The 18,576-nt window shown below is 66.9% G+C and carries 14 protein-coding genes; 11 read left to right on the top strand and 3 right to left on the bottom strand.

What is annotated here, in order from left to right:
- The first annotated feature begins 103 nt into the window (after positions 1-103).
- Positions 104-2,548, top strand: coding sequence for a prolyl oligopeptidase family serine peptidase (locus ACWIDZ_RS03155; RefSeq protein ID WP_453988738.1), 2,445 nt, complete (start codon positions 104-106; stop codon positions 2,546-2,548).
- Between the two features lie 6 nt (positions 2,549-2,554).
- Here the strand turns inward: ACWIDZ_RS03155 and ACWIDZ_RS03150 are convergent, their stop codons facing one another.
- Positions 2,555-3,445 (bottom strand): LysR family transcriptional regulator, encoded by an 891-nt coding sequence (locus ACWIDZ_RS03150; protein WP_453988737.1) that lies wholly within the window; start codon positions 3,443-3,445, stop codon positions 2,555-2,557.
- Between the two features lie 102 nt (positions 3,446-3,547).
- Here ACWIDZ_RS03150 and ACWIDZ_RS03145 point away from each other — a divergent pair, with 102 nt between their 5' ends.
- The 6 genes from ACWIDZ_RS03145 to ACWIDZ_RS03120 all read left to right on the top strand — a co-directional run bounded on the left by ACWIDZ_RS03145 (position 3,548) and on the right by ACWIDZ_RS03120 (position 12,013).
- Positions 3,548-5,722: a malate synthase G gene (locus ACWIDZ_RS03145; RefSeq protein WP_453988736.1), complete on the top strand. Its 2,175-nt coding sequence runs from the start codon at positions 3,548-3,550 to the stop codon at positions 5,720-5,722.
- 316 nt (positions 5,723-6,038) lie between these two features.
- Positions 6,039-6,539 (top strand): hypothetical protein, encoded by a 501-nt coding sequence (locus ACWIDZ_RS03140; protein WP_278070671.1) that lies wholly within the window; start codon positions 6,039-6,041, stop codon positions 6,537-6,539.
- A 217-nt stretch (positions 6,540-6,756) separates the two neighbouring features.
- Complete coding sequence (locus ACWIDZ_RS03135) at positions 6,757-7,518, top strand: hypothetical protein (RefSeq protein ID WP_343831075.1); 762 nt, start codon at positions 6,757-6,759, stop codon at positions 7,516-7,518.
- Between the two features lie 198 nt (positions 7,519-7,716).
- A complete protein-coding gene (locus tag ACWIDZ_RS03130; RefSeq protein WP_454077655.1) occupies positions 7,717-8,544 on the top strand; it encodes a hypothetical protein in 828 nt (275 codons plus the stop codon).
- Positions 8,545-8,546: 2 nt separating this feature from the next.
- Positions 8,547-11,087 carry a hypothetical protein gene (locus ACWIDZ_RS03125; protein ID WP_453988734.1) on the top strand — a complete coding sequence of 847 codons (2,541 nt, stop codon included), beginning with the start codon at positions 8,547-8,549 and terminating at the stop codon, positions 11,085-11,087.
- Positions 11,088-11,104: 17 nt separating this feature from the next.
- Positions 11,105-12,013 carry a hypothetical protein gene (locus ACWIDZ_RS03120; RefSeq protein WP_453988733.1) on the top strand — a complete coding sequence of 303 codons (909 nt, stop codon included), beginning with the start codon at positions 11,105-11,107 and terminating at the stop codon, positions 12,011-12,013.
- Between the two features lie 94 nt (positions 12,014-12,107).
- On the opposite strand, the gene ACWIDZ_RS03115 is transcribed toward ACWIDZ_RS03120, so the two are convergent.
- On the bottom strand, positions 12,108-12,539 hold the full coding sequence (locus ACWIDZ_RS03115) for a hypothetical protein (RefSeq protein WP_453988732.1): 432 nt from the start codon (positions 12,537-12,539) through the stop codon (positions 12,108-12,110).
- Between the two features lie 204 nt (positions 12,540-12,743).
- On the bottom strand, positions 12,744-14,087 hold the full coding sequence (locus ACWIDZ_RS03110; RefSeq protein ID WP_453988288.1) for an MFS transporter: 1,344 nt from the start codon (positions 14,085-14,087) through the stop codon (positions 12,744-12,746).
- Positions 14,088-14,274: 187 nt separating this feature from the next.
- On the opposite strand from ACWIDZ_RS03110, the gene cyoA reads away from it, so the two are divergent.
- Genes cyoA through cyoD form a run of 4 tightly spaced genes read left to right on the top strand, consistent with a single transcriptional unit; the run spans position 14,275 to position 18,551 of the window.
- A complete protein-coding gene (gene cyoA, locus ACWIDZ_RS03105; RefSeq protein ID WP_453988290.1) occupies positions 14,275-15,495 on the top strand; it encodes a ubiquinol oxidase subunit II in 1,221 nt (406 codons plus the stop codon).
- 14 nt (positions 15,496-15,509) lie between these two features.
- The gene (cyoB, locus tag ACWIDZ_RS03100; protein ID WP_453988291.1) at positions 15,510-17,522 is read left to right on the top strand and encodes a cytochrome o ubiquinol oxidase subunit I; all 2,013 of its coding nucleotides are present in this window, start codon (positions 15,510-15,512) and stop codon (positions 17,520-17,522) included.
- Positions 17,523-17,526: 4 nt separating this feature from the next.
- A complete protein-coding gene (gene cyoC, locus ACWIDZ_RS03095) occupies positions 17,527-18,171 on the top strand; it encodes a cytochrome o ubiquinol oxidase subunit III (protein ID WP_453988292.1) in 645 nt (214 codons plus the stop codon).
- Positions 18,168-18,551 (top strand): cytochrome o ubiquinol oxidase subunit IV, encoded by a 384-nt coding sequence (gene cyoD / locus ACWIDZ_RS03090; protein WP_312218174.1) that lies wholly within the window; start codon positions 18,168-18,170, stop codon positions 18,549-18,551. Before cyoC ends, cyoD begins: the two co-directional genes overlap by 4 nt.
- Positions 18,552-18,576: the final 25 nt, after the last annotated feature.

The following is an 18,576-nucleotide window of genomic DNA, read 5'->3' as shown; positions in this document are numbered from 1 at the left end:
CGCGACGCAGACGGCGGCAGGGCGACAAGCCTGACGGTTGACCCCGGACGAAGGGGGTTTCACACCTAGGGCCGCTTAAGACTCGTCTCAGTGGGGAAACTCCATGCGCCATCGACTGTTGCGGGCGGCCTTGCCCGCCCTCGTGCTCGCCGCCGCCGTTCCGGCCCTGGCCATGCCGGTCGTCGCGGTCGCCCAGGACGCCGCGCCGACCTATCAGCAGCCGCCGGCGCCGATCGCCCAGATTCTGGACGCCAAGCCCAATCCGGGCGTCATCATCAGCCCGGACCGCAAGACCCTGCTGCTGACCGATCGCGCCAATCTGCCGGCCATCGCCGAACTGGCCGAGCCGATGCTCCGGCTGGCGGGCTATCGCATCAATCCCAAGAACAACGGACCGGCCAACAGCCGCGTCTCCTGGCTGACGGGCCTCAACTTCCAGTCGGTCGACGGCGGCGCGGCGCGGCCGGTGACGGGCCTGCCCGCCAATGCGCGCCTGACCAACGTCAGCTGGGCGCCGAACGGTCAGACCGTGGCCTTCCTGGTCAATGTTCCCAACGGTCTGGAACTGTGGGTCGCCGACGTGGCCCAGGCCAAGGCGCGCAAGCTGAACGGGCCTATGGTCAACGCCGCGGCGGGGTCGGGCTTCTCCTGGCTGTCGGACTCCTCGGGCCTGCTGGTTCTGGCGGTGCCGGCCGGGCGGGGCGTGGTCCCGAACGTGGATCATCCGCCGGAAGGCCCGATCATCACCGAGACCGGCGGGCGCGCCGCCCCGGTGCGGACCTATCAGGACCTGCTGTCCAACGTCGGCGACGAGGCCCTGTTCGACTACTACTTCACCAGCCAGCCGACGGTGGTGTCGCTGAACGGCCGCGCCCGCTCCGTGGGGCAGCCGGGCGTCATTCTGGGGGTCTCGACCTCGCCGGACGGGCGCTACATCCTGCAGACGCGGGTGAAGAAGCCCTATTCCTACGTCGTGCCGGCCAGCCTGTTTCCGTCGGACGTCATCGTCACCGACATGAACGGCCGCGAGGTGCACCGCGTGGCCGACCTGCCGCTGCGCGATAACGTGCCCACGCCGTTCGACGCCGTGGCGCCCGGTCCGCGCGCGGTCCAGTGGCGGGCCGACGCAGACGCCACCCTGGTCTGGGCTGAGGCTCAGGACGGCGGAGATCCGCGCAACGCCGCCGAGGTGCGCGACCGCGTCTTCATGCTGCGCGCGCCCTTCAACGACCGGGTGCAGACCCTGGCCGACCTGAAGGAACGCTACGCGGGAACGACGTGGGGCCGCGACGACGCCGCCATCGTCAACAGCCGCTGGTTCAACACCCGGCACGAGACCCGCACCCTGGTCGATCCGTCGAACCCCGGCGCGGGCCGCGTCCTGGTCGATCGCAACTATCAGGACCGCTACAACGATCCGGGCTCGGTGGTGACCGAGCCGAACGCGCGCGGCCGTTCGGTCATGCGCTTCAGCGCCGACGGCTCCAGGGTCTTCGTCGAGGGGAATGGGGCGACACGCGAGGGCGCCTACCCCTTCCTCGACCTTCTCGACCTGGAAAACGGCGAGACCGAGCGCGTCTGGCGCTCGGCCCAGGGTGAATATGAGACGGTCGTCGGCGCTCTGGACGAGGCGGGCCGCAAGCTGGTCACCTATCGCGAGAGCCGGGTCGATCCGGCCAATCTGCGCATCCGCGACCTGGACGGCGGCGTCACCCAACTGACCAACTTCCCCGATCCGGCGCCGCAACTGGCCGAGGCCACGCGCCAGCTGATCACCTACACCCGCGACGACGGGGTGGAGCTGTCGGGGACGCTGTATCTGCCCGCCGGTTACGACAAGGACCGCGACGGTCCGCTGCCGCTGCTGATGTGGGCCTATCCGGCCGAGTTCACCGACGCAGCCGTCGCCGGCCAGGTGGTGGACACCGACAACCGCTTCGTGCGTCCGTCGGGATCGAGCCACCTGTTCCTGTTGACCCAGGGCTACGCCATCCTGGACAACCCGACGATGCCGATCATCGGCCGCGACGGGGCCGAGCCGAACGATACCTACATCGAGCAACTGTCGGCCAGCGCCAAGGCGGCGGTCGACGCCGTGGTGGCCCTGGGCGTGGCGGACCGTGAGCGGATCGCCGTCGGCGGCCACTCCTACGGCGCCTTCATGACGGCGAACCTGCTGGCCCACACCGACCTGTTCAAGACCGGCATCGCGCGTTCGGGCGCCTATAACCGCACCCTGACGCCTTTCGGCTTCCAGGCGGAGCAGCGCTCCTATTGGGAGGCGACCGAGACCTATACGGAGATGTCGCCCTTCACCTACGCCAACAGGGTGAACGAGCCGATCCTGCTGATCCACGGCGAAGCGGACGACAACTCGGGCACCTTCCCGGTGCAGACCGAACGCTTCTATGCGGCGCTGAAGGGCAATGGCGCGACGGCGCGTTATGTCGTCCTGCCGCTGGAAGCCCACGGTTACCGCGCGCGGGAGTCGGTGGGGCACGCCCTGTATGAGATGTCGTCCTGGCTGGATCGGTGGCTGAAGCCGTAAGACGGCCTATTTGTCCCATTCTGGCACATCGCCATACAGCCCGCTCAGGAAGTCGATGAAGGCGCGGACGCGGGTTTCGGCTCGCGCCCGCCCGGCCGTCAGGGCGAAGATCGCCACGTCCGACGACCCCGCATATTGCGGCAATACGACCTGCAGACGCCCGTCGCGCAGTTCGTCCCCGACATCCCATGTCGAGCGCAGGGCGACGCCGACGCCCGCCAGGGCCAGTTCGCGCGCCACTTCGCTTGAGTTGGTCCGCACCCGGCTGCGGGCGCGGAAGACGACAGGGCCTTCGGGACCTTCCAGCCGCCAGGTCGACTGGTTCTCGGCCGCCAACTGAGCGTGACGGCGCAGGTCGTCCAGGCTCTCCGGCGCGCCGTGCTCGGCCAGATAGGCGGGGGACGCGCACAGCACCCGCCGGTTCGGCGCGAGGCGGTGCATTAGCGGGTCAGCCGCCTCATACCCGCCGATCCGCACCGCCACGTCGACGTCCTCGGCCATCAGGTCCACGAAGGCGTCGGTCAGGTTCAACTCCAGCGTCAGGCGGGGCTGCGCCGCCAGGAAGGGCTGCAGCAGCGGCGCCAGCCGTCGCCGCCCGAACGAGGTCGGCGCCGAGACGCGCAGCAGGCCGCGTGCCTGCGTCGTGCGGCGCGACACCACGGCCTCCAGATCCTCGACCCCTTCCAGCAGTTGCGCCGCGCGGTCATAGACCAGCCGTCCGGCCTCCGTCGGGGCCAGGCGGCGCGAGGTGCGCTCGATCAGCCGCACCCCCAGCCGGTCCTCCAACCGCGCCAGCCTGCGCGAGGCCACGGCGGGCGACAGGTCCAGCCGACGCGCGGCGGCGGACAGGCTGCCTTCCTCCAGCGCACGGACGAAGATTTCATACTCGGCCAGCATGGCGGGCTCTCATCATTGCAGATTTTGCAAAGATAAGCCGCTTTCTTCGCCGTGGATAGCGGCGGCCATTAGGGCGTAGTCTTCAGGCTGAAGGAGACCGCCATGTTCGACGCCCCCACGACTCCCGCCGACGCCTATGTCCGCCACGGCAGCCTGAAGGTCGCCGCCGAGCTTGACGCTTTCGTGCGCGATCAGGCGACGCCGGACACGGGCGTGAGCGCCGAGGCCTTCTGGGCCGGGGTCGAGGGGCTGCTGGCCCGCTTCGGCCGCCGGAATCGCGACCTGCTGGAACGTCGCGATGAACTGCAGCGCAAGCTGAACGACTGGCACCGCGCCTATCCGGGCCAACCGGATCAGGCGGCCTATCAGGCCTATCTGCACGAGATCGGCTACATCGAGCCCGAGCGCGACAGCGTGCGGGCCGAGACGGCGAACGTCGACCCCGAGATCGCAACCCTGGCGGGGCCGCAACTGGTCGTCCCCCTGACCAACGCCCGCTATCTGCTGAACGCCGCCAATGCGCGCTGGGGCAGCCTGTATGATGCGCTTTACGGCACCGATGCGCTGGGCGAGGCGCCCAGGGCGGGCGGCTATGACGTCGAGCGGGGCGCTCGCGTCATCGCCCGCGCTCGCGCCTTCCTGGATCAGGCCGCGCCGCTGGCTGCGGGCGGTCATGGCGAGGCGGTCGGCTATCGCGTCGAGGACGGGCGGCTGGTCGTCGCCCTGTCCGGGGGACGTGAAACAGGGCTGGCCGATCCGGCCGTCTTCGCCGGTCATGCGGGGGAGGCGGCGGCGCCGTCGGGCGTCCTGCTGCGCCACAACGGCCTGCATCTGGAGATCGTCATCGACCGCGCGCACCGCATCGGCCGCGACGACCCGGCGGGCGTCGCCGATGTCGTGGCCGAGGCGGCCCTGTCGGCCATCGCCGACGCCGAGGACAGCGTCGCCGCCGTCGATGCGGCGGACAAGCGGCTGGTTTACGCCAACTGGCTGGGCCTGATGCGCGGCGATCTTCAGGCCGATTTCGAAAAGGACGGCCGCACGGTCGAGCGGCGCCTGAACCCGGACCGCCTCTATACGGCGCCGGACGGATCGACGCTGGCCCTGAAGGGGCGCAGCCTGATGCTGGTGCGCAACGTCGGCCTGCACCTGACGACCGACGCCGTGCTGGACGCGCACGGGCGCGAGACGCCCGAGCATCTGCTGGACATCGCCATGACGGGCCTGATCGGCCTGCACGACCTGCGCCGTCCGGCCGAGGCGCGCAACAGCCCGGCGGGCTCGGTCTATGTGGTGCGGCCCAAGATGCACGGCTCGGACGAGGTGGCCTTCGCCGACGACCTGTTCGGCGCGGTCGAGACCATGCTGGGCCTGCCCGCCCTGACGCTGAAGATGGGCATCATGGACGAGGAGCGTCGCACCAGCGTCAACCTGATGAACTGCATCGCGGCGGCGAAGGGCCGGGTGGTCTTCATCAACACCGGCTTCCTGGATCGCACGGGTGACGAGATCCACACGGTGATGGAAGGCGGGCCGGTCGTCCGCAAGGAGGCGGTGCGCGAGACCGGCTGGATCAAGGCCTATGAGGATCGCAACGTCGACATCGGCCTGAAGGCGGGCCTGTCGGGCCGGGCGCAGATCGGCAAGGGCATGTGGGCCGCGCCCGACCGCATGGGCGACATGCTGGCGACCAAGGCGAGCCATCCGCGCGCGGGCGCCTCGACGGCCTGGGTTCCGTCGCCGACGGCGGCGACCCTGCACGCCCTGCACTATCACGAGGTCGACGTCTGGGCGCGTCAGGTTGAGATCGCGACGCGCGCGCCGACCGGCCTGGCACCCCTGCTGACCCCGCCGTTCGCGATCGCGACGCCGGGCGCCGACGAGATCCGGCAGGAGCTGGACAACAACGCCCAGGGCATCCTCGGCTACGTCGTGCGCTGGGTGGATCAGGGCGTCGGCTGCTCCAAGGTGCCGGACATCCACGACGTGGGCCTTATGGAGGACCGGGCGACGCTGCGCATCTCCAGCCAGCATCTGGCCAACTGGCTGCGCCACGGCGTCACGACCGAGGATGAGGTCCAGGAGGCGTTGAAGCGCATGGCCGTGGTGGTGGATCGTCAGAACGCGGGCGATCCGGCCTATCGTCCTCTGGCGCCCGCCTATGACGGTCCGGCGTGGCAGGCGGCCTGCGATCTGGTGTTCAGGGGGGCGGAGCAGCCCAACGGCTATACCGAACACCTGCTGACCCACTGGCGGCGCAAGGCCAAGGCGGGCTGACACAGGGAAGTACCCTCACAATCCCAAAATGAAACATTTGCTTGCCCGCGCCAGAGCTTCGCACTAGAGAGCTTGGCGTTAACGTTTCATTAACCTTTGCTGGCAGGGCGCGTTCGTCGCTCGTCCGGTTGGTTGTGTGCCAAAATGGGATGGCACGCCTCTTGGAACGCTGACCAGCGAACTCTGTCTGTGTGGACGGGGCGGCCGCAGGGGCGGCCACGGGAGGCGAACGTTGGGTGGGACCGCAAGGACAAGAAGTGCGCGCCGGGCGACGGCTGGTCGGCGTCTGATGCGTATCGGCGCCTTGGCGGGCGGCATGCTCGTCGCTCTTTCGGCGGCGGCCGCCCAGGCGGATTCCATCGAGAGCGCGACGGGATTCGACGTCCTGGTGACCGGGCGGATCGTCGCCGACTGCCGCCTCTCCGGCGGGGGCGTCATCGACTTCGGGGAACTGACCGGCAATGAGGTCGTGACGGCGGACCTGGGTCTCCGTTGCAACGTGCCCTTCGATCTGAGTTTCGAATCCGCCAGCGGCGGGTTGGCTCATGTGGCCAAGCCTCGGGGCGAGGGGCCTTTCGCCGGGACCCTCCGCTACACCCTGAATGTCGCCGTTCCGACCCTTGCGCCGCAAGACGGCATGATGAGCGCGGCCTATTCAAGCGCCGAGCTGACGGCCCGCAAGACCTTGAGCAGCGGCGACGCGATCGCTGCGGGCGGCGGTCGGCTGCAGATCCGAACTCAGCCGCCCGAAGGGGCCGGTCTGCTGGCTGGTGATTACGCTGAGACTCTCAGCGTTACAATTCAGCCTAGAGTTTAGTAAAAACGCCTAAGTTAACGTAAGTAATATTCGACCTTATTGGTCGTATAATGCGGCAATTTGCTTTCGCCTTAGAAGAGAAATTCAAAAATCGACTACAGAACGTCGATTTTTTTCTTGACCTAGTCCTTTACAGTTCGTTACCATCCAGGGCAGATCGAGGGCGCTTTCAGTCTCGGTCGCTGGAATTTCAAAAACCTCGCTTGGAGAAATCATCATGAAGATCGCTACCCTGCTGGCCGGCGTCGCCGCCGTCGCCCTGACCGCCTCGGCCGCTTCGGCCGACACCATCAACCACGGCCAGACCACCCTGCCGATCGTTGGTACGCAGAATGTCGCTGGCGGCGGCTTCTTCGAAAACATCGCTGCCGGTCTGAACCGCGCGAATGCTCAGAATGGCGACTCGGCCATTTCGTCTTGGCACGCCTTCGGCGGCGCGCAGGGCGACAACGGCACGGCCGCCGGCGATGACGGCGCGACCTTCACCCTGAAGGGCATGGTGTCGACCGACTGCGCCTACTACTCGGGCAGCAGCACTTCGCAGACGATCGATTTCGGCACCATCGGCATCTACGCCTCGGACAACACGGGCCCTGCGGCCGCCTTTGACATGACCGCCCCGGCCAATGTCACGATCGACAGCAACCTGGCGGGCTGCAACACCTCAAACACCGTCACCCTGTCGAAGTCGGACATCCGCGGCCTGGTGAACAACAGCTCCGCCGGCTACGACACCAACGTGTTCCAGGCGAACCTGCCCTTCTCGGTGACCGCCAACTACACCGCCGGCGACGTCGGCGTGGCGGGCTCGGCTTCGGCGACCTCGCTGGTTCTGCCGACCGGCTCGAACTCGGTCAGCAAGCAGCACGGCGCCTGGAAGTCCGCCATGGCTCTGAACGTCAACATCCCGGTCCCGTCCAAGTCGCTGCTCGCCGGCAGCTATGAAGGCGATCTGACCGTCAACATCGCCGCCTTCTAAGCGACGACGTTCATACCGATTGCGCGCGGCGCGGCCTGGCCGCTCCGCGCGTTTTCTTTTCAGTGATCAACGGTTGTTAGGCTGCTTCGATGTCGCCCCAAGGCGCGGCATGGCGGGCGGTTTTGCTTGGGCGGCCGAAAGCGGACGCCTTTGGATGGGGTTTGGGGAGCGTCGGTGATGGTGCGATTGAGCATACGTATGCCGCAGCTGGGACGGTTGCTCCGGGGCGCTGCGGTCGTGATCGCGGGGTTCCTGGTCGTGACGTCGGCCTGGGCCATGCGGGTGTCGCCGATGGTGTCGGAGCTGACGACGTCGGGCGCAGGGTCCGCTGCGCGCATCGAAGTGGGCAATGTCGGCTCGGCCGCCCTGCCGTTCGAAACCCGCATCACGCGCATGGACATCGACGCCGACGGCAATATCGTCGAGACGCCGGCGGATGAGGACTTTCTCGTCTTTCCGCCTCAGGGCGTGGTGCCCGTCAGCGGTCGGCAGGTCGTTCGCGTCCAGTGGATCGGCGATCCGGCGATCGACGTATCGCGCGCCTATTATCTGTGGGTGAAGCAACTGCCCGTCGCCACCGACCCGGACGTGGCCGAGGGGGGCGGCGCGGTGGCCGTCCAGGTGCTCTACACCATGAAGGCCCTCATCGTGGTGGCGCCCCCGGGCGCCCAGCCCAAGGTCGAGATCGTTTCGGTCAGGCCCGCGATGGTCACGCCTCCTGCGCCTGAGATCGATCCTTCGCTCACGGGCGGCCAGCCCGTCGCGGCGCCTCCGGCGGAGCCGGGCGTCGAGATCGTCGTCGCCAACAGCGGCAAACGCTACGCCCTGATGAGCGGCGCCACCTGGATCGTCGAAGGGACGGACAAGGCCGGTCAGCCGTTCCGTCGCGAATACAACAGCGATGAAGTCTCCCAGACCGTCGGCGTCGGATATCTGGCGCCCGGCGGGGGCCGTCGCACGTTCAAGCTGCCGACGGGCGTTGAGCTGGACCCGGCGAAGCCTGTGACCCTTCGGTTCGGGCGCTGACCATGAGGGGGGCGAGGATCAGGGGGACGGCGTCGCGCCTGGCGCTGATCGCAGCCATGCTGGCGGCGTCGACGGCTGCGGCCCAGGAAGGGCAAGCCGAGGACGGGCAGGCCGTCGCTGCAAGCCAGACGACCGGCGCTGGGCAGCCGCGACCCAACATCAACCCCTACGACCGCGACATCGCCATGACGGTGCCGCTGAACTTCAACAGCCGGGTGCTGGGCGAGATGCCGGTCCTGCTGACTCGCGACGACCGCTTCATCGTCGAGAGCGCGGGGTTCCAGCGTCTGATCAACCCCTTGCTGACGCCCGAGGCCCAGGCGGAACTGGCGGCGCGGCTGGAAGGCGTGGAGTCTTTCGCGCCCGAGGAAATCAACACGACAGGCATTCGCCTGGAATACGACCCCGATCAGTTGGCGGTGCTGGTGCTGCGCATCGATCCGACGAAGCGCTCGGTGGAGTCGCTGTTCCAGGGCGGTCGACCCGACGATCCCGGCGTCGCGCCCGAGGACTTCTCGGCCTATCTGAACACCAACATGTTGGTGCAGCGGCGCAATTCGACCGGCGAGGTCGGAACGCCCAGTCTTTATCTGAATGGCGCGATGCGCTTCCGGAACCTGGTCTTCGAAACCGACGTCCAGGGACGAGAGGACCTGCTCACCGGCGATTACGAGGTCGACCGGCGCTACGCGCGCTTCGTCTACGATCAGCCCGAAGCCTTCCGTCGCTGGTACCTCGGCGACCTGGATCCCGAGACGCGGGGCCGACAGGGCTACGTCCAGATGGGCGGCGTCGGCGTGGCGCGCCAGCGGCAGCGCTTCGAGAGTTTCCGCAACAACGTCCTGGCGGGCGGGCGGCAGCTGGTCCTGCAGGAAGCCTCCACGGTCCGTGTCCTGCGCAACGGCGTCTTCGTCCGCGAGTTTCGCCTCGATCCGGGCCAGTACGACCTCTCCAACCTGCCGCTCGAAACCGGCTCGAACGACGTCCAGCTGGAGATTCAGAATGAATCGGGGCGGATGGAGACCGTCTCCTACAGCGCCTATCTGGACGCCATCGACCTGGAGCCGGGCGACTATGAATACGGCGCCTATCTGGGGGTGACGAACTCCGGACTGTTCGGCACGCCGGACTACAGCGACGGGGAGCTGGCCTTCACCGGCTACTGGCGCAAGGCGTTCGAGAACCGCCCGGCGCTGGGCATAGGGCTGCAGGCTTCGGAAGAGGTGCAGAACCTGACCGGCCAGACGCAGGTGATCCTGAAGAACGGCGCGCGAGCGCGTCTCGACCTGTCGGTCAGCAACAGCGACTACGGGCAGGGCTATGCCTATGCCCTGAGCTATGACCTGGCCGTCGACCGGGGCGATACCTACGACAGCTGGACCTTCGTGGCGGACTATACCTCCGAGGACTATTCGAGCTTGGGCAACGCCTCGGGCCAGAACCCGATTTCGTGGATCTTCACGGGGGCCTATTCGCACCGCTTCTCTGCGGACTGGCTGGCGAACGCGACGGCCTCCTACCGCATGAGCCGCAGCACCTTCATGGACGATTCCTACACGCTGTCGGCCACGACCACCTATCGGGTGACGCCCGCCTGGGGGCTGCAGTTCGGGACGGAGTATACGGACTACGGCAACCGCTTCGGGACGACCCGCGACGGCTTCGGCTTCACCATCGCCCTGATCTGGTCGCCGCGATACGATCGGCGCGGCGAGGCGCGTTATAATTCGGCGCGCAATTCCGGCAGCATGCGCTTCCAGCAGTCGAGCGAGAACCGCGTGGGATCGTGGGGCTACTCGGTCCAGTCCACCTATGACGACGGTCCCGGCACGGTCTCGGGCCAGCTGGACTATGTGGGCAACCGTTTCGACGCCAGCCTGTCGCACACGGCGTTCGGCGAGAGCTTCAGCAGCATCTCGGACGAGCAGGTCACCACCCTGCGCATCGGCAGTTCGATCGCCACGACCGGCGGTCGGGCGGCGATCGGGCGGAACATCTACGACAGCTTCGCCATCGTTTACCCGCACGAGACGCTCGGGGATCACCCGGTGATCGTCGGCGAGTCCTTCCAGGGCGGGGCCTATACGTCGCGCAGCGGCGCCCTCGGGCCGGCGCTGTCCAACACCCTGACCTCCTATGTGAACCAGTCGGTGCGCTACGACGTGCTGGACGTCCCGCTAGGCTATGATGTCGGCGACGGCGTGCTGCGCGTTCGGCCCGCCTACAAGAGCGGCTATTCCATCCAGGTCGGCAGCGACGCCTTCGTCTCCGCCCTGGGACGGATCGTGGGCAACGGCGGCCGGCCGGCGGCCCTGCTCTCGGGCCGCGTGCGTCCCGCAGACGAGCCGAACGCCGAGCCCGAACTGTTCTTCACCAACTCGGTCGGCCGTTTCGCCGTCCAGAAACTGAAGCCGGGCAAGACCTATCGCGTTGAACTCTTCACCAGCCCGGCGGCGGGTTTCGAGTTCACCGTGCCGGCCGACAACGAGGGCTTGCTCGACATGCAGACCGTAACCCTGCCGATCGACGTGCCGGAAGAATAACGGGAAGGAAGAAGAACATGATCGCCGGAGATGCTCGTAAACTGGCTGTCGCCGCCGTGGGCGCCCTGGGCGTTCTGGGGCTGGCCGGCCAGGCTTCCGCCCAGGCCAAGTGCAACCTGAGCCTGGACCCCGCAGTCGACCAATGGGTCATTCGCTATAACCCGCTCGAGGACGACGCCGCGTACCGCACCTTCGACATGGCGCTGGTCAACACGGGTCAGACGCCGTGCAACGGGCGCTTCAGCGTGTCCCTGCGCGGTGAGCTGTTCGGCCTGGGAAGTCCCGGCAGCAGGGTGCGCGTGCCCTACGCCATGCGCGATGAGCAGAGCACCGCCGATATCACGCCCCGTTCGGGGGTGAGCGGCATCGTCACGGGGGCTCAGATCCATGTGCCCAAGGAAGGGCGCGAACTGGCCCGGATCGGCGTGGCCGTCCGCCCTCCCGCCAATCTGCCTTACGGGCGCTACAGCCAGGTCGCCTACATCGCCCTGCAAGCGGCCAACGGCGAGGTCCATGCCGAACGGCCCGTGACCATCGTTCTGGAGATGGCCGCGGCCGCCATGATCGGCCTCAAGGGCGAGTTCACCCGACAGAACGGCGTGCCGACGATCAATCTGGGCGAACTGAATGAGGGGACGCGGGCGCTCAACACCTCGGTTTACGTCCACAGCACGGGCGGATATCGCGTGTCCGTCACCTCTCAGAATCTGGGCAAGCTGCGTCAGGCGGGCACCGCCTGGTCCATCGACTATGGGCTGCAGATGGGCTCCCGGCAGGTCAATCTGACGGCGCCGTACAGCTTCGACGTGGCCTCGGCTCAGGCGCGTAACGACGACTATCCCCTGACCGTCCGCATCGGCGATACCTCCGGCAAGCGGGCGGGGGACTACAGCGACACCCTGACCTTCACCGTCGCGGCGATCTGATCAGCGGGGGCGAGGCCGTTCGCCCCTGAGCCGCAAGTGAAAACGCCCCGCAGAGCAATCTGCGGGGCGTCATCGTTTGAGGACTATGAGCCTGTCAGATCGGCTGGATCGTCAGGGCGAGGATCAACGGCTCGTCCAGTTGAACGTCGTCGAAGCGGTAGTCGACGGTCCGAATGGTCGCCATGCTGGAGCGGCGCAGCTCCAGAAGGCCGGTCCTGGTCAGATCCAGCGAGCGGTCGCCGTAGATGATGCGGGCCTTTTCGGTCTCCGCCAGGGGGCGGTACTGGGCCGAAACGGTGAAGCCGCCGGGGCTGTTGCAGGCCTCGACCACCGAGCCCATGCGGCCGGTTTCGGCCATGACGGTCCGATCGGGGCGCACCCAGCAAGCGACCGGCACGGTGGCGCGCAGCTTGTAGGAATGTCCCGCTGTCGGACCTGCGACCGCGATCTGGGGCGCCGCCGCCATTGTAAGGCCGGCGGCTATCGCCAGAAGCGCACGGCGTTTTGCCTGCATCAGCTTGGTCATGACGTCCTCATCACCCTTGATTTCCAGGTGACGATACTCGGCCGCTGTTAACGTCAGGCGATCAGACAGACTTAGCGGGCGCTTAAGTCCTATCGTAAACGGCCGATAACCTTATCGAGGCGAAGAGACCCGCAGATGTCACAAGGGCGGCGCGCTCCTCCGAGCGCGCCGCCCTTGATCATGAGGCGACGTCCGATCCGGCGGTCAGGCCTTGGAGCTCGCGCGCTCCTTGGCCAGTTCGCGATTCAGCCACAGGGCCAGAAGGGTGCAGATCGCGCCCGACAGCAGATAGGCGCCGCCCGCCACCAGGCCGAACCGGCCCGACAGGGCCAGCGCCGCCAGCGGGGCGAAGCCCGCGCCGAACAGCCAGGCCAGGTCCGAGGTCAGGGCCGAGGCGGTATAGCGGTTGGCCAGGCTGAAGCTGGAGGCGATGGCGCCCGAGGCCTGGCCGAACGACAGGCCCAGCAGGATGAAGCCCAGGATCATATAGGTCAGCTCGCCCGCCGGGCCGCCGTCCAGAAGCTGGGGCGCGAAACCCGAGAAGGCGGCGATGCCCGCCGCCGTGACCGCCAGCAGGGCGCGGCGGCCGTAGCGATCGGCCAGCCAGCCCGAGGCCAGGATGGCGAACAGGCCGAAGACGGCGCCGATCAGCTCGATCATCAGGAAGCGGCTGGGCGCCTCGTCGGTGTAGAGAAAGACCCACGACAGCGGGAACACCGTCACCATGTGGAACATGGCGAAGCTGGCCAGGGGGGCGAAGGCGCCGATGATGATGTCGCCGCCTTCCTCGCGCACGGCCTTGGTCACGGGCGCGGGGTGCAGCTCCAGAGTCTCGAAGGCCGCCTGGAAGGTCGGCGTCACCACGATGCGCAGGCGCGCGAACAGGGCCACGACGTTGATGGCGAAGGCCACGAAGAAGGGATAACGCCAGCCCCAGTCCATGAAGTCGGCCGCCGACAGCTTGCTGAGGAAATAGGCGAACAGGGCGCTGGCGACCATCAGGCCGATCGGGGCGCCCAGCTGCGGCACCATGGCGTACCAGCCGCGCCGCTTCTCGGGCGCGCTGACGGACAGCAGGGAGGCCATGCCGTCCCAGGCGCCGCCCAGGGCCACGCCCTGACCGATCCGCAGGGCGATCAGCATGGCGGCCGACCAGTGGCCGACCTGCTCATGTCCCGGCAGGAATCCCAGGCAGACGGTCGAAAGGCCCAGCAGGAACAGGGCGATGGTCAGCTTGGTCCCGCGCCCGAAGCGCCGGTCGATGGCGATGAACAGGGCCGTGCCGAACGGCCGGGCGATGAAGGCCACGGCGAAGACGGCGAAGGACAGCAGCGTCCCGACCAGCGGTCCCGCATAGGGAAACACCAGCTGTGGAAACACCACGACCGAGGCGATGGCGTAGACGAAGAAGTCGAAGAACTCCGACGTCCGGCCGATGATGACGCCGATGGCGATTTCGCCCGCGTCGATTTTGCCGTCTCGCGCGTTGATCCGGCTGGCGTCCCGCTCGAGGGGCTCTGAAGAAGGCGCGCCGCTGGCTGCGTTCATGACCGATGAGGCTCCAGGAACCGGGGCGCACGCGCGCCCGCGACAATAGAATGTTGGAACGGCCCCTTTGCTCCCGATGGTCGGCGCAAGGGATAGGGCAGATTGTCCAATGTCGCCTGTTCGGGGGCGGGGCTACGGGGCCTGCACGATGACCGCGACCTCGCCTCGAACCTCGACTGGAGCCGCCGTGCGCCGACTGCGCCCCCTGTTGCTGTTGCCTCTTCTGGCCTTGCTGCCCGGCTGCGAGGCCGTGGTGCTGTCGCCTGCCGGCGACATCGCCGCCCAGCAGCGCGACCTGCTGGTCATGTCCGTCATATTGATGCTGGTCATCATCATTCCGGTGATGATCCTGACCGTCTTCTTCGCCTGGAAATACCGGGAATCGAACAAGGAGGCCCGTTACGAACCGGACTGGGACCACTCGACCCATCTGGAGCTCGTGATCTGGGCCGCGCCGTTGCTGATCATCATCTGCCTGGGCGCCATCACCTGGGCCGGGACGCACCTGCTGGACCCCTATCGCCCGCTGGACCGCGTGGCGGCGGGGCAGGCCGTGGCCGAGGATCACCGCCCGTTGCAGGTCGAGGTGGTGGCCATGGACTGGAAGTGGCTGTTCATCTACCCCGAATACGGCATCGCCACGGTGAATGAGCTGGCTGCGCCGGTCGATCGGCCGATCCGCTTCCACATCACCTCGACCGGGGTGATGAACTCCTTCTACATCCCCGCCCTGGCCGGTCAGATCTACGCCATGCCGGGCATGGAGACGAAGCTGCACGCCGTCATCAACCGTCCGGGCGAATACGTCGGCTTCTCGGCCAACTATTCCGGCGACGGCTTCTCGAACATGCGCTTCGCCTTCCACGGCCTGGACGAGGCCGGCTTCGACCAATGGGTCGCGGGCGTGCGCGCTGCCGGCCAGGGGCTGGACCGCGAAACCTATCTGGAGCTGGAAAAGCCCAGCGAGAAGGTGCCCGTCATCCACTACGCCTCGGTCGACGATCGCCTGTTCAACGCCGTGGTCAACATGTGCGTCGAGCCGGGCAAGATGTGCATGGGCGAGATGATGGACATCGACCGCAAGGGCGGCCTGGGCCTGACGGCGGTCAAGAACACCCTGCCGCTGGTCTATGACAAATACGCCCGTCGCGGCGACGCCGTCTTCGGCGCGGGCGAGTCCTATGTGCTGACGATCTGCACTCCGCTGGAGGCCGAGGCCGCCGCCGTCGAGGCCGCCCGTCGCCGTCAGGCCTTCGGCGAGGACGTCGCCCGCGACACGCCTCTGAACCGCGTCATGGGGCAGGGGCTGGAGCGTCCCGGCCGCGCCGGTTCTTCGTCCGGCGAGCGGTTCGCCTCCCTTTTCACCGCGCCTTCCACGGCGTCCGCGCCCGCCGCGTCGCAATCCTGAGCGCCTGAACGATCATGACCGTCGAACATTCCACATCGCCGCTTCTGGGTCGGTTGAACTGGGAGTCGCTTCCGTTCCACGAGCCCATCCTGGTCGCCACCTTCGCCGTCGTCGTCATCGGCGGTCTGGGGGTGCTGGGCCTGATCACCCGCTACAAGCTGTGGGGCTATCTCTGGAAGGAGTGGTTCACCACCGTGGACCACAAGAAGATCGGGATCATGTACATGATCCTGGGCCTGATCATGTTCCTGCGCGGCTTCGCCGATGCGGTGATGATGCGTCTGCAGCAGGCGATGGCCTTCGGCGGGTCCGAGGGCTACCTCAACGCCCACCACTATGATCAGATCTTCACCGCCCACGGCGTGATCATGATCTTCTTCGTGGCCATGCCCCTGATCACCGGCCTGATGAACTATCTGGTGCCGCTGCAGATCGGGGCGCGGGACGTCTCCTTCCCCTTCCTCAACAACTTCAGCTTCTGGATGACCACCATGGGGGCCGTGCTGGTCATGGCCTCGCTGTTCATCGGCGAGTTCGCGCGCACGGGGTGGCTGGCCTATCCGCCGCTGTCGGGCATCGGCTACAGTCCGGGCGTCGGCGTCGACTACTACATCTGGGCGCTGCAGATCGCGGGGGTAGGGACCACCCTGTCCGGCATCAACCTGATCGCCACCATCGTGAAGATGCGCGCGCCGGGCATGGGCCTGATGAAGATGCCGGTCTTCACCTGGACCTCGCTGTGCGCCAACATCCTGATCGTGGCGTCCTTCCCGATCCTGACGGCGACGCTGGTCCTGCTGTCGGCGGACCGCTACATCGGCACCAACTTCTTCACGAACGACTTCGGCGGCAACCCGATGATGTACGTGAACCTGATCTGGATCTGGGGCCACCCCGAGGTCTACATCCTGATCCTGCCGCTGTTCGGTGTGTTTTCCGAAGTCACCTCGACTTTCTCGGGCAAGAAGCTCTTCGGCTACACCTCCATGGTCTATGCGACGGTGGTCATCACCATCCTGTCCTACCTGGTGTGGCTGCACCACTTCTTCACCATGGGCTCGGGCGCGTCCGTGAACTCCTTCTTCGGGATCACGACGATGATCATCTCGATCCCGACAGGGGCCAAGCTGTTCAACTGGCTGTTCACCATGTACCGCGGCCGCATCCGGTTCGAGCTGCCGATGATGTGGACGGTCGCCTTCATGCTGACCTTCGTGATCGGCGGGATGACAGGCGTCATGCTGGCGGTGCCGCCGGCGGACTTCGTGCTGCACAACTCCCTGTTCCTGATCGCCCACTTCCACAACGTCATCATCGGCGGGGTGCTGTTCGGCCTGTTCGCCGCCATCAACTTCTGGTGGCCCAAGGCCTTCGGCTTCCGGCTGGAGAAGAAGTGGGGGCTGGTCAGCTTCTGGTGCTGGGTGGTCGGCTTCTGGATGGCCTTCATGCCGCTGTACGTCCTGGGCTTCATGGGGGTGACGCGGCGGATGCGGGTCTTCGACGACCCGGCCTATCAGATCTGGTTCGTCATCGCGGGCGTCGGCGTGGCCGTCATCGCCGTCGGCATCCTGGCCATGCTGATCCAGTTCGCCGTCAGCATCATCCATCGCGACAAGCTGCGCGACGAGACCGGCGACCCCTGGCTGGGCCGCACGCTGGAGTGGGCCACCTCGTCGCCGCCGCCGGACTACAACTTCGCCAAGACGCCGATCATCCACGACAGCGACGCCTGGTGGGACATGAAGACGCGCGGCTATGAGCGTCCGACGGAAGGATTCAAACCGATCCACATGCCCGCCAACACCGGGGCCGGCTTCATCCTGTCGGCGCTGTCGCTGATCGTTGGCTTCGCCCTGATCTGGTATATCTGGTGGCTGGCGGCGGCGGGCTTCGCCGCCCTCATCGCCTACACCATCTTCCACACCTTCAACTACAGGCGCGACTACTACATCCCGGCCGAGACGGTTCAGGCGACCGAGGACGCGCGCACCCAGGCCCTGACGGCCGCAGCAGCGACGCAGGGGTGATCCGATGAGCCACGCACCAACCCTCAACCCCGACTATGTCGACGAGGCCGGGCGGCCGATCTTCCACCCGGTCGAGGAGCCGCACCACCCGGAAGGCCACAGCACCATGCTGGGCTTCTGGATGTATCTGATGAGCGACTGCCTCATCTTTGCGATCCTGTTCGCCGTCTACGCCGTGCTGGGCGGCAACTATGCGGCCGGTCCGGCGCCCAAGGATCTGTTCGACCTGCCGCTGGTGGCGCTGAACACCTCCATGCTGCTGTTCTCGTCGATCACCTACGGCTTCGCCATGCTGGCGATGTACCGCAACAAGGTGGCGCAGACGCAGGTCTGGCTGGCGGTCACCGGTCTGTTCGGCCTCTGCTTCCTGGGCATCGAACTCTATGAGTTCGCCCACATGATCCACCTGGGCGCCACGCCCCAGCGCAGCGGCTTCCTGTCGGCCTTCTTCATCCTGGTGGGCACGCACGGCCTGCATGTCACCTTCGGCTGCATCTGGCTGGTCACCCTGATGGTGCAGGTGGCGCAGAAGGGCCTGATCCAGGCCAACCGGCGCCGCCTCATGTGCCTGAGCCTGTTCTGGCACTTCCTGGACGTCATCTGGATCGGCGTCTTCACCTTCGTCTATCTGTTCGGGATGCTGCGATGAGCGCCGAAGCCCACAACGAGCACGCCGTGACTCACGACGATCACCACGGGGACGACCATGATCACGGCACCTACAGGAGCTATCTGATCGGCTTCGCCCTGTCGGTCGTGCTGACCGCCATTCCCTTCTGGCTGGTCATGGCCGGGGTGCTGGCGCCGCAGCTGACGGGGCTGATCATCACCGCCTTCGCCGTGGTGCAGATCGTGGTCCACATGATCTTCTTCCTGCACATGAACCACAGGTCCGAGGGCGGGTGGAACATGCTGGCGCTGATCTTCACCCTGGTGATCGTGGTCATCGCCGTCGCCGGGTCGGTCTGGGTCATGTATCACCTGAACACCAACATGATGCCCGTCCACGACATGCAGGGGATGGGCTGAGCCCTCTCGCACGCGGAGACGCCGC

It is taken from the genome of Brevundimonas sp. NPDC055311 (assembly GCF_053645695.1).
This window is presented reverse-complemented; position numbering and strand designations above follow the sequence as displayed.

Bases quoted from the DNA above. Each gene is read 5' to 3' on its own strand.
- ACWIDZ_RS03155 (WP_453988738.1), top strand. From the start codon at position 104: ATGCGCCATCGACTGTTGCGGGCGGCCTTGCCCGCCCTCGTGCTCGCC.
- ACWIDZ_RS03150 (WP_453988737.1), bottom strand. From the start codon at position 3,445: ATGCTGGCCGAGTATGAAATCTTCGTCCGTGCGCTGGAGGAAGGCAGC.
- ACWIDZ_RS03145 (WP_453988736.1), top strand. From the start codon at position 3,548: ATGTTCGACGCCCCCACGACTCCCGCCGACGCCTATGTCCGCCACGGC.
- ACWIDZ_RS03140 (WP_278070671.1), top strand. From the start codon at position 6,039: ATGCTCGTCGCTCTTTCGGCGGCGGCCGCCCAGGCGGATTCCATCGAG.
- ACWIDZ_RS03135 (WP_343831075.1), top strand. From the start codon at position 6,757: ATGAAGATCGCTACCCTGCTGGCCGGCGTCGCCGCCGTCGCCCTGACC.
- ACWIDZ_RS03130 (WP_454077655.1), top strand. From the start codon at position 7,717: ATGCCGCAGCTGGGACGGTTGCTCCGGGGCGCTGCGGTCGTGATCGCG.
- ACWIDZ_RS03125 (WP_453988734.1), top strand. From the start codon at position 8,547: ATGAGGGGGGCGAGGATCAGGGGGACGGCGTCGCGCCTGGCGCTGATC.
- ACWIDZ_RS03120 (WP_453988733.1), top strand. From the start codon at position 11,105: ATGATCGCCGGAGATGCTCGTAAACTGGCTGTCGCCGCCGTGGGCGCC.
- ACWIDZ_RS03115 (WP_453988732.1), bottom strand. From the start codon at position 12,539: ATGACCAAGCTGATGCAGGCAAAACGCCGTGCGCTTCTGGCGATAGCC.
- ACWIDZ_RS03110 (WP_453988288.1), bottom strand. From the start codon at position 14,087: ATGAACGCAGCCAGCGGCGCGCCTTCTTCAGAGCCCCTCGAGCGGGAC.
- cyoB (WP_453988291.1), top strand. From the start codon at position 15,510: ATGACCGTCGAACATTCCACATCGCCGCTTCTGGGTCGGTTGAACTGG.
- cyoC (WP_453988292.1), top strand. From the start codon at position 17,527: ATGAGCCACGCACCAACCCTCAACCCCGACTATGTCGACGAGGCCGGG.
- cyoD (WP_312218174.1), top strand. From the start codon at position 18,168: ATGAGCGCCGAAGCCCACAACGAGCACGCCGTGACTCACGACGATCAC.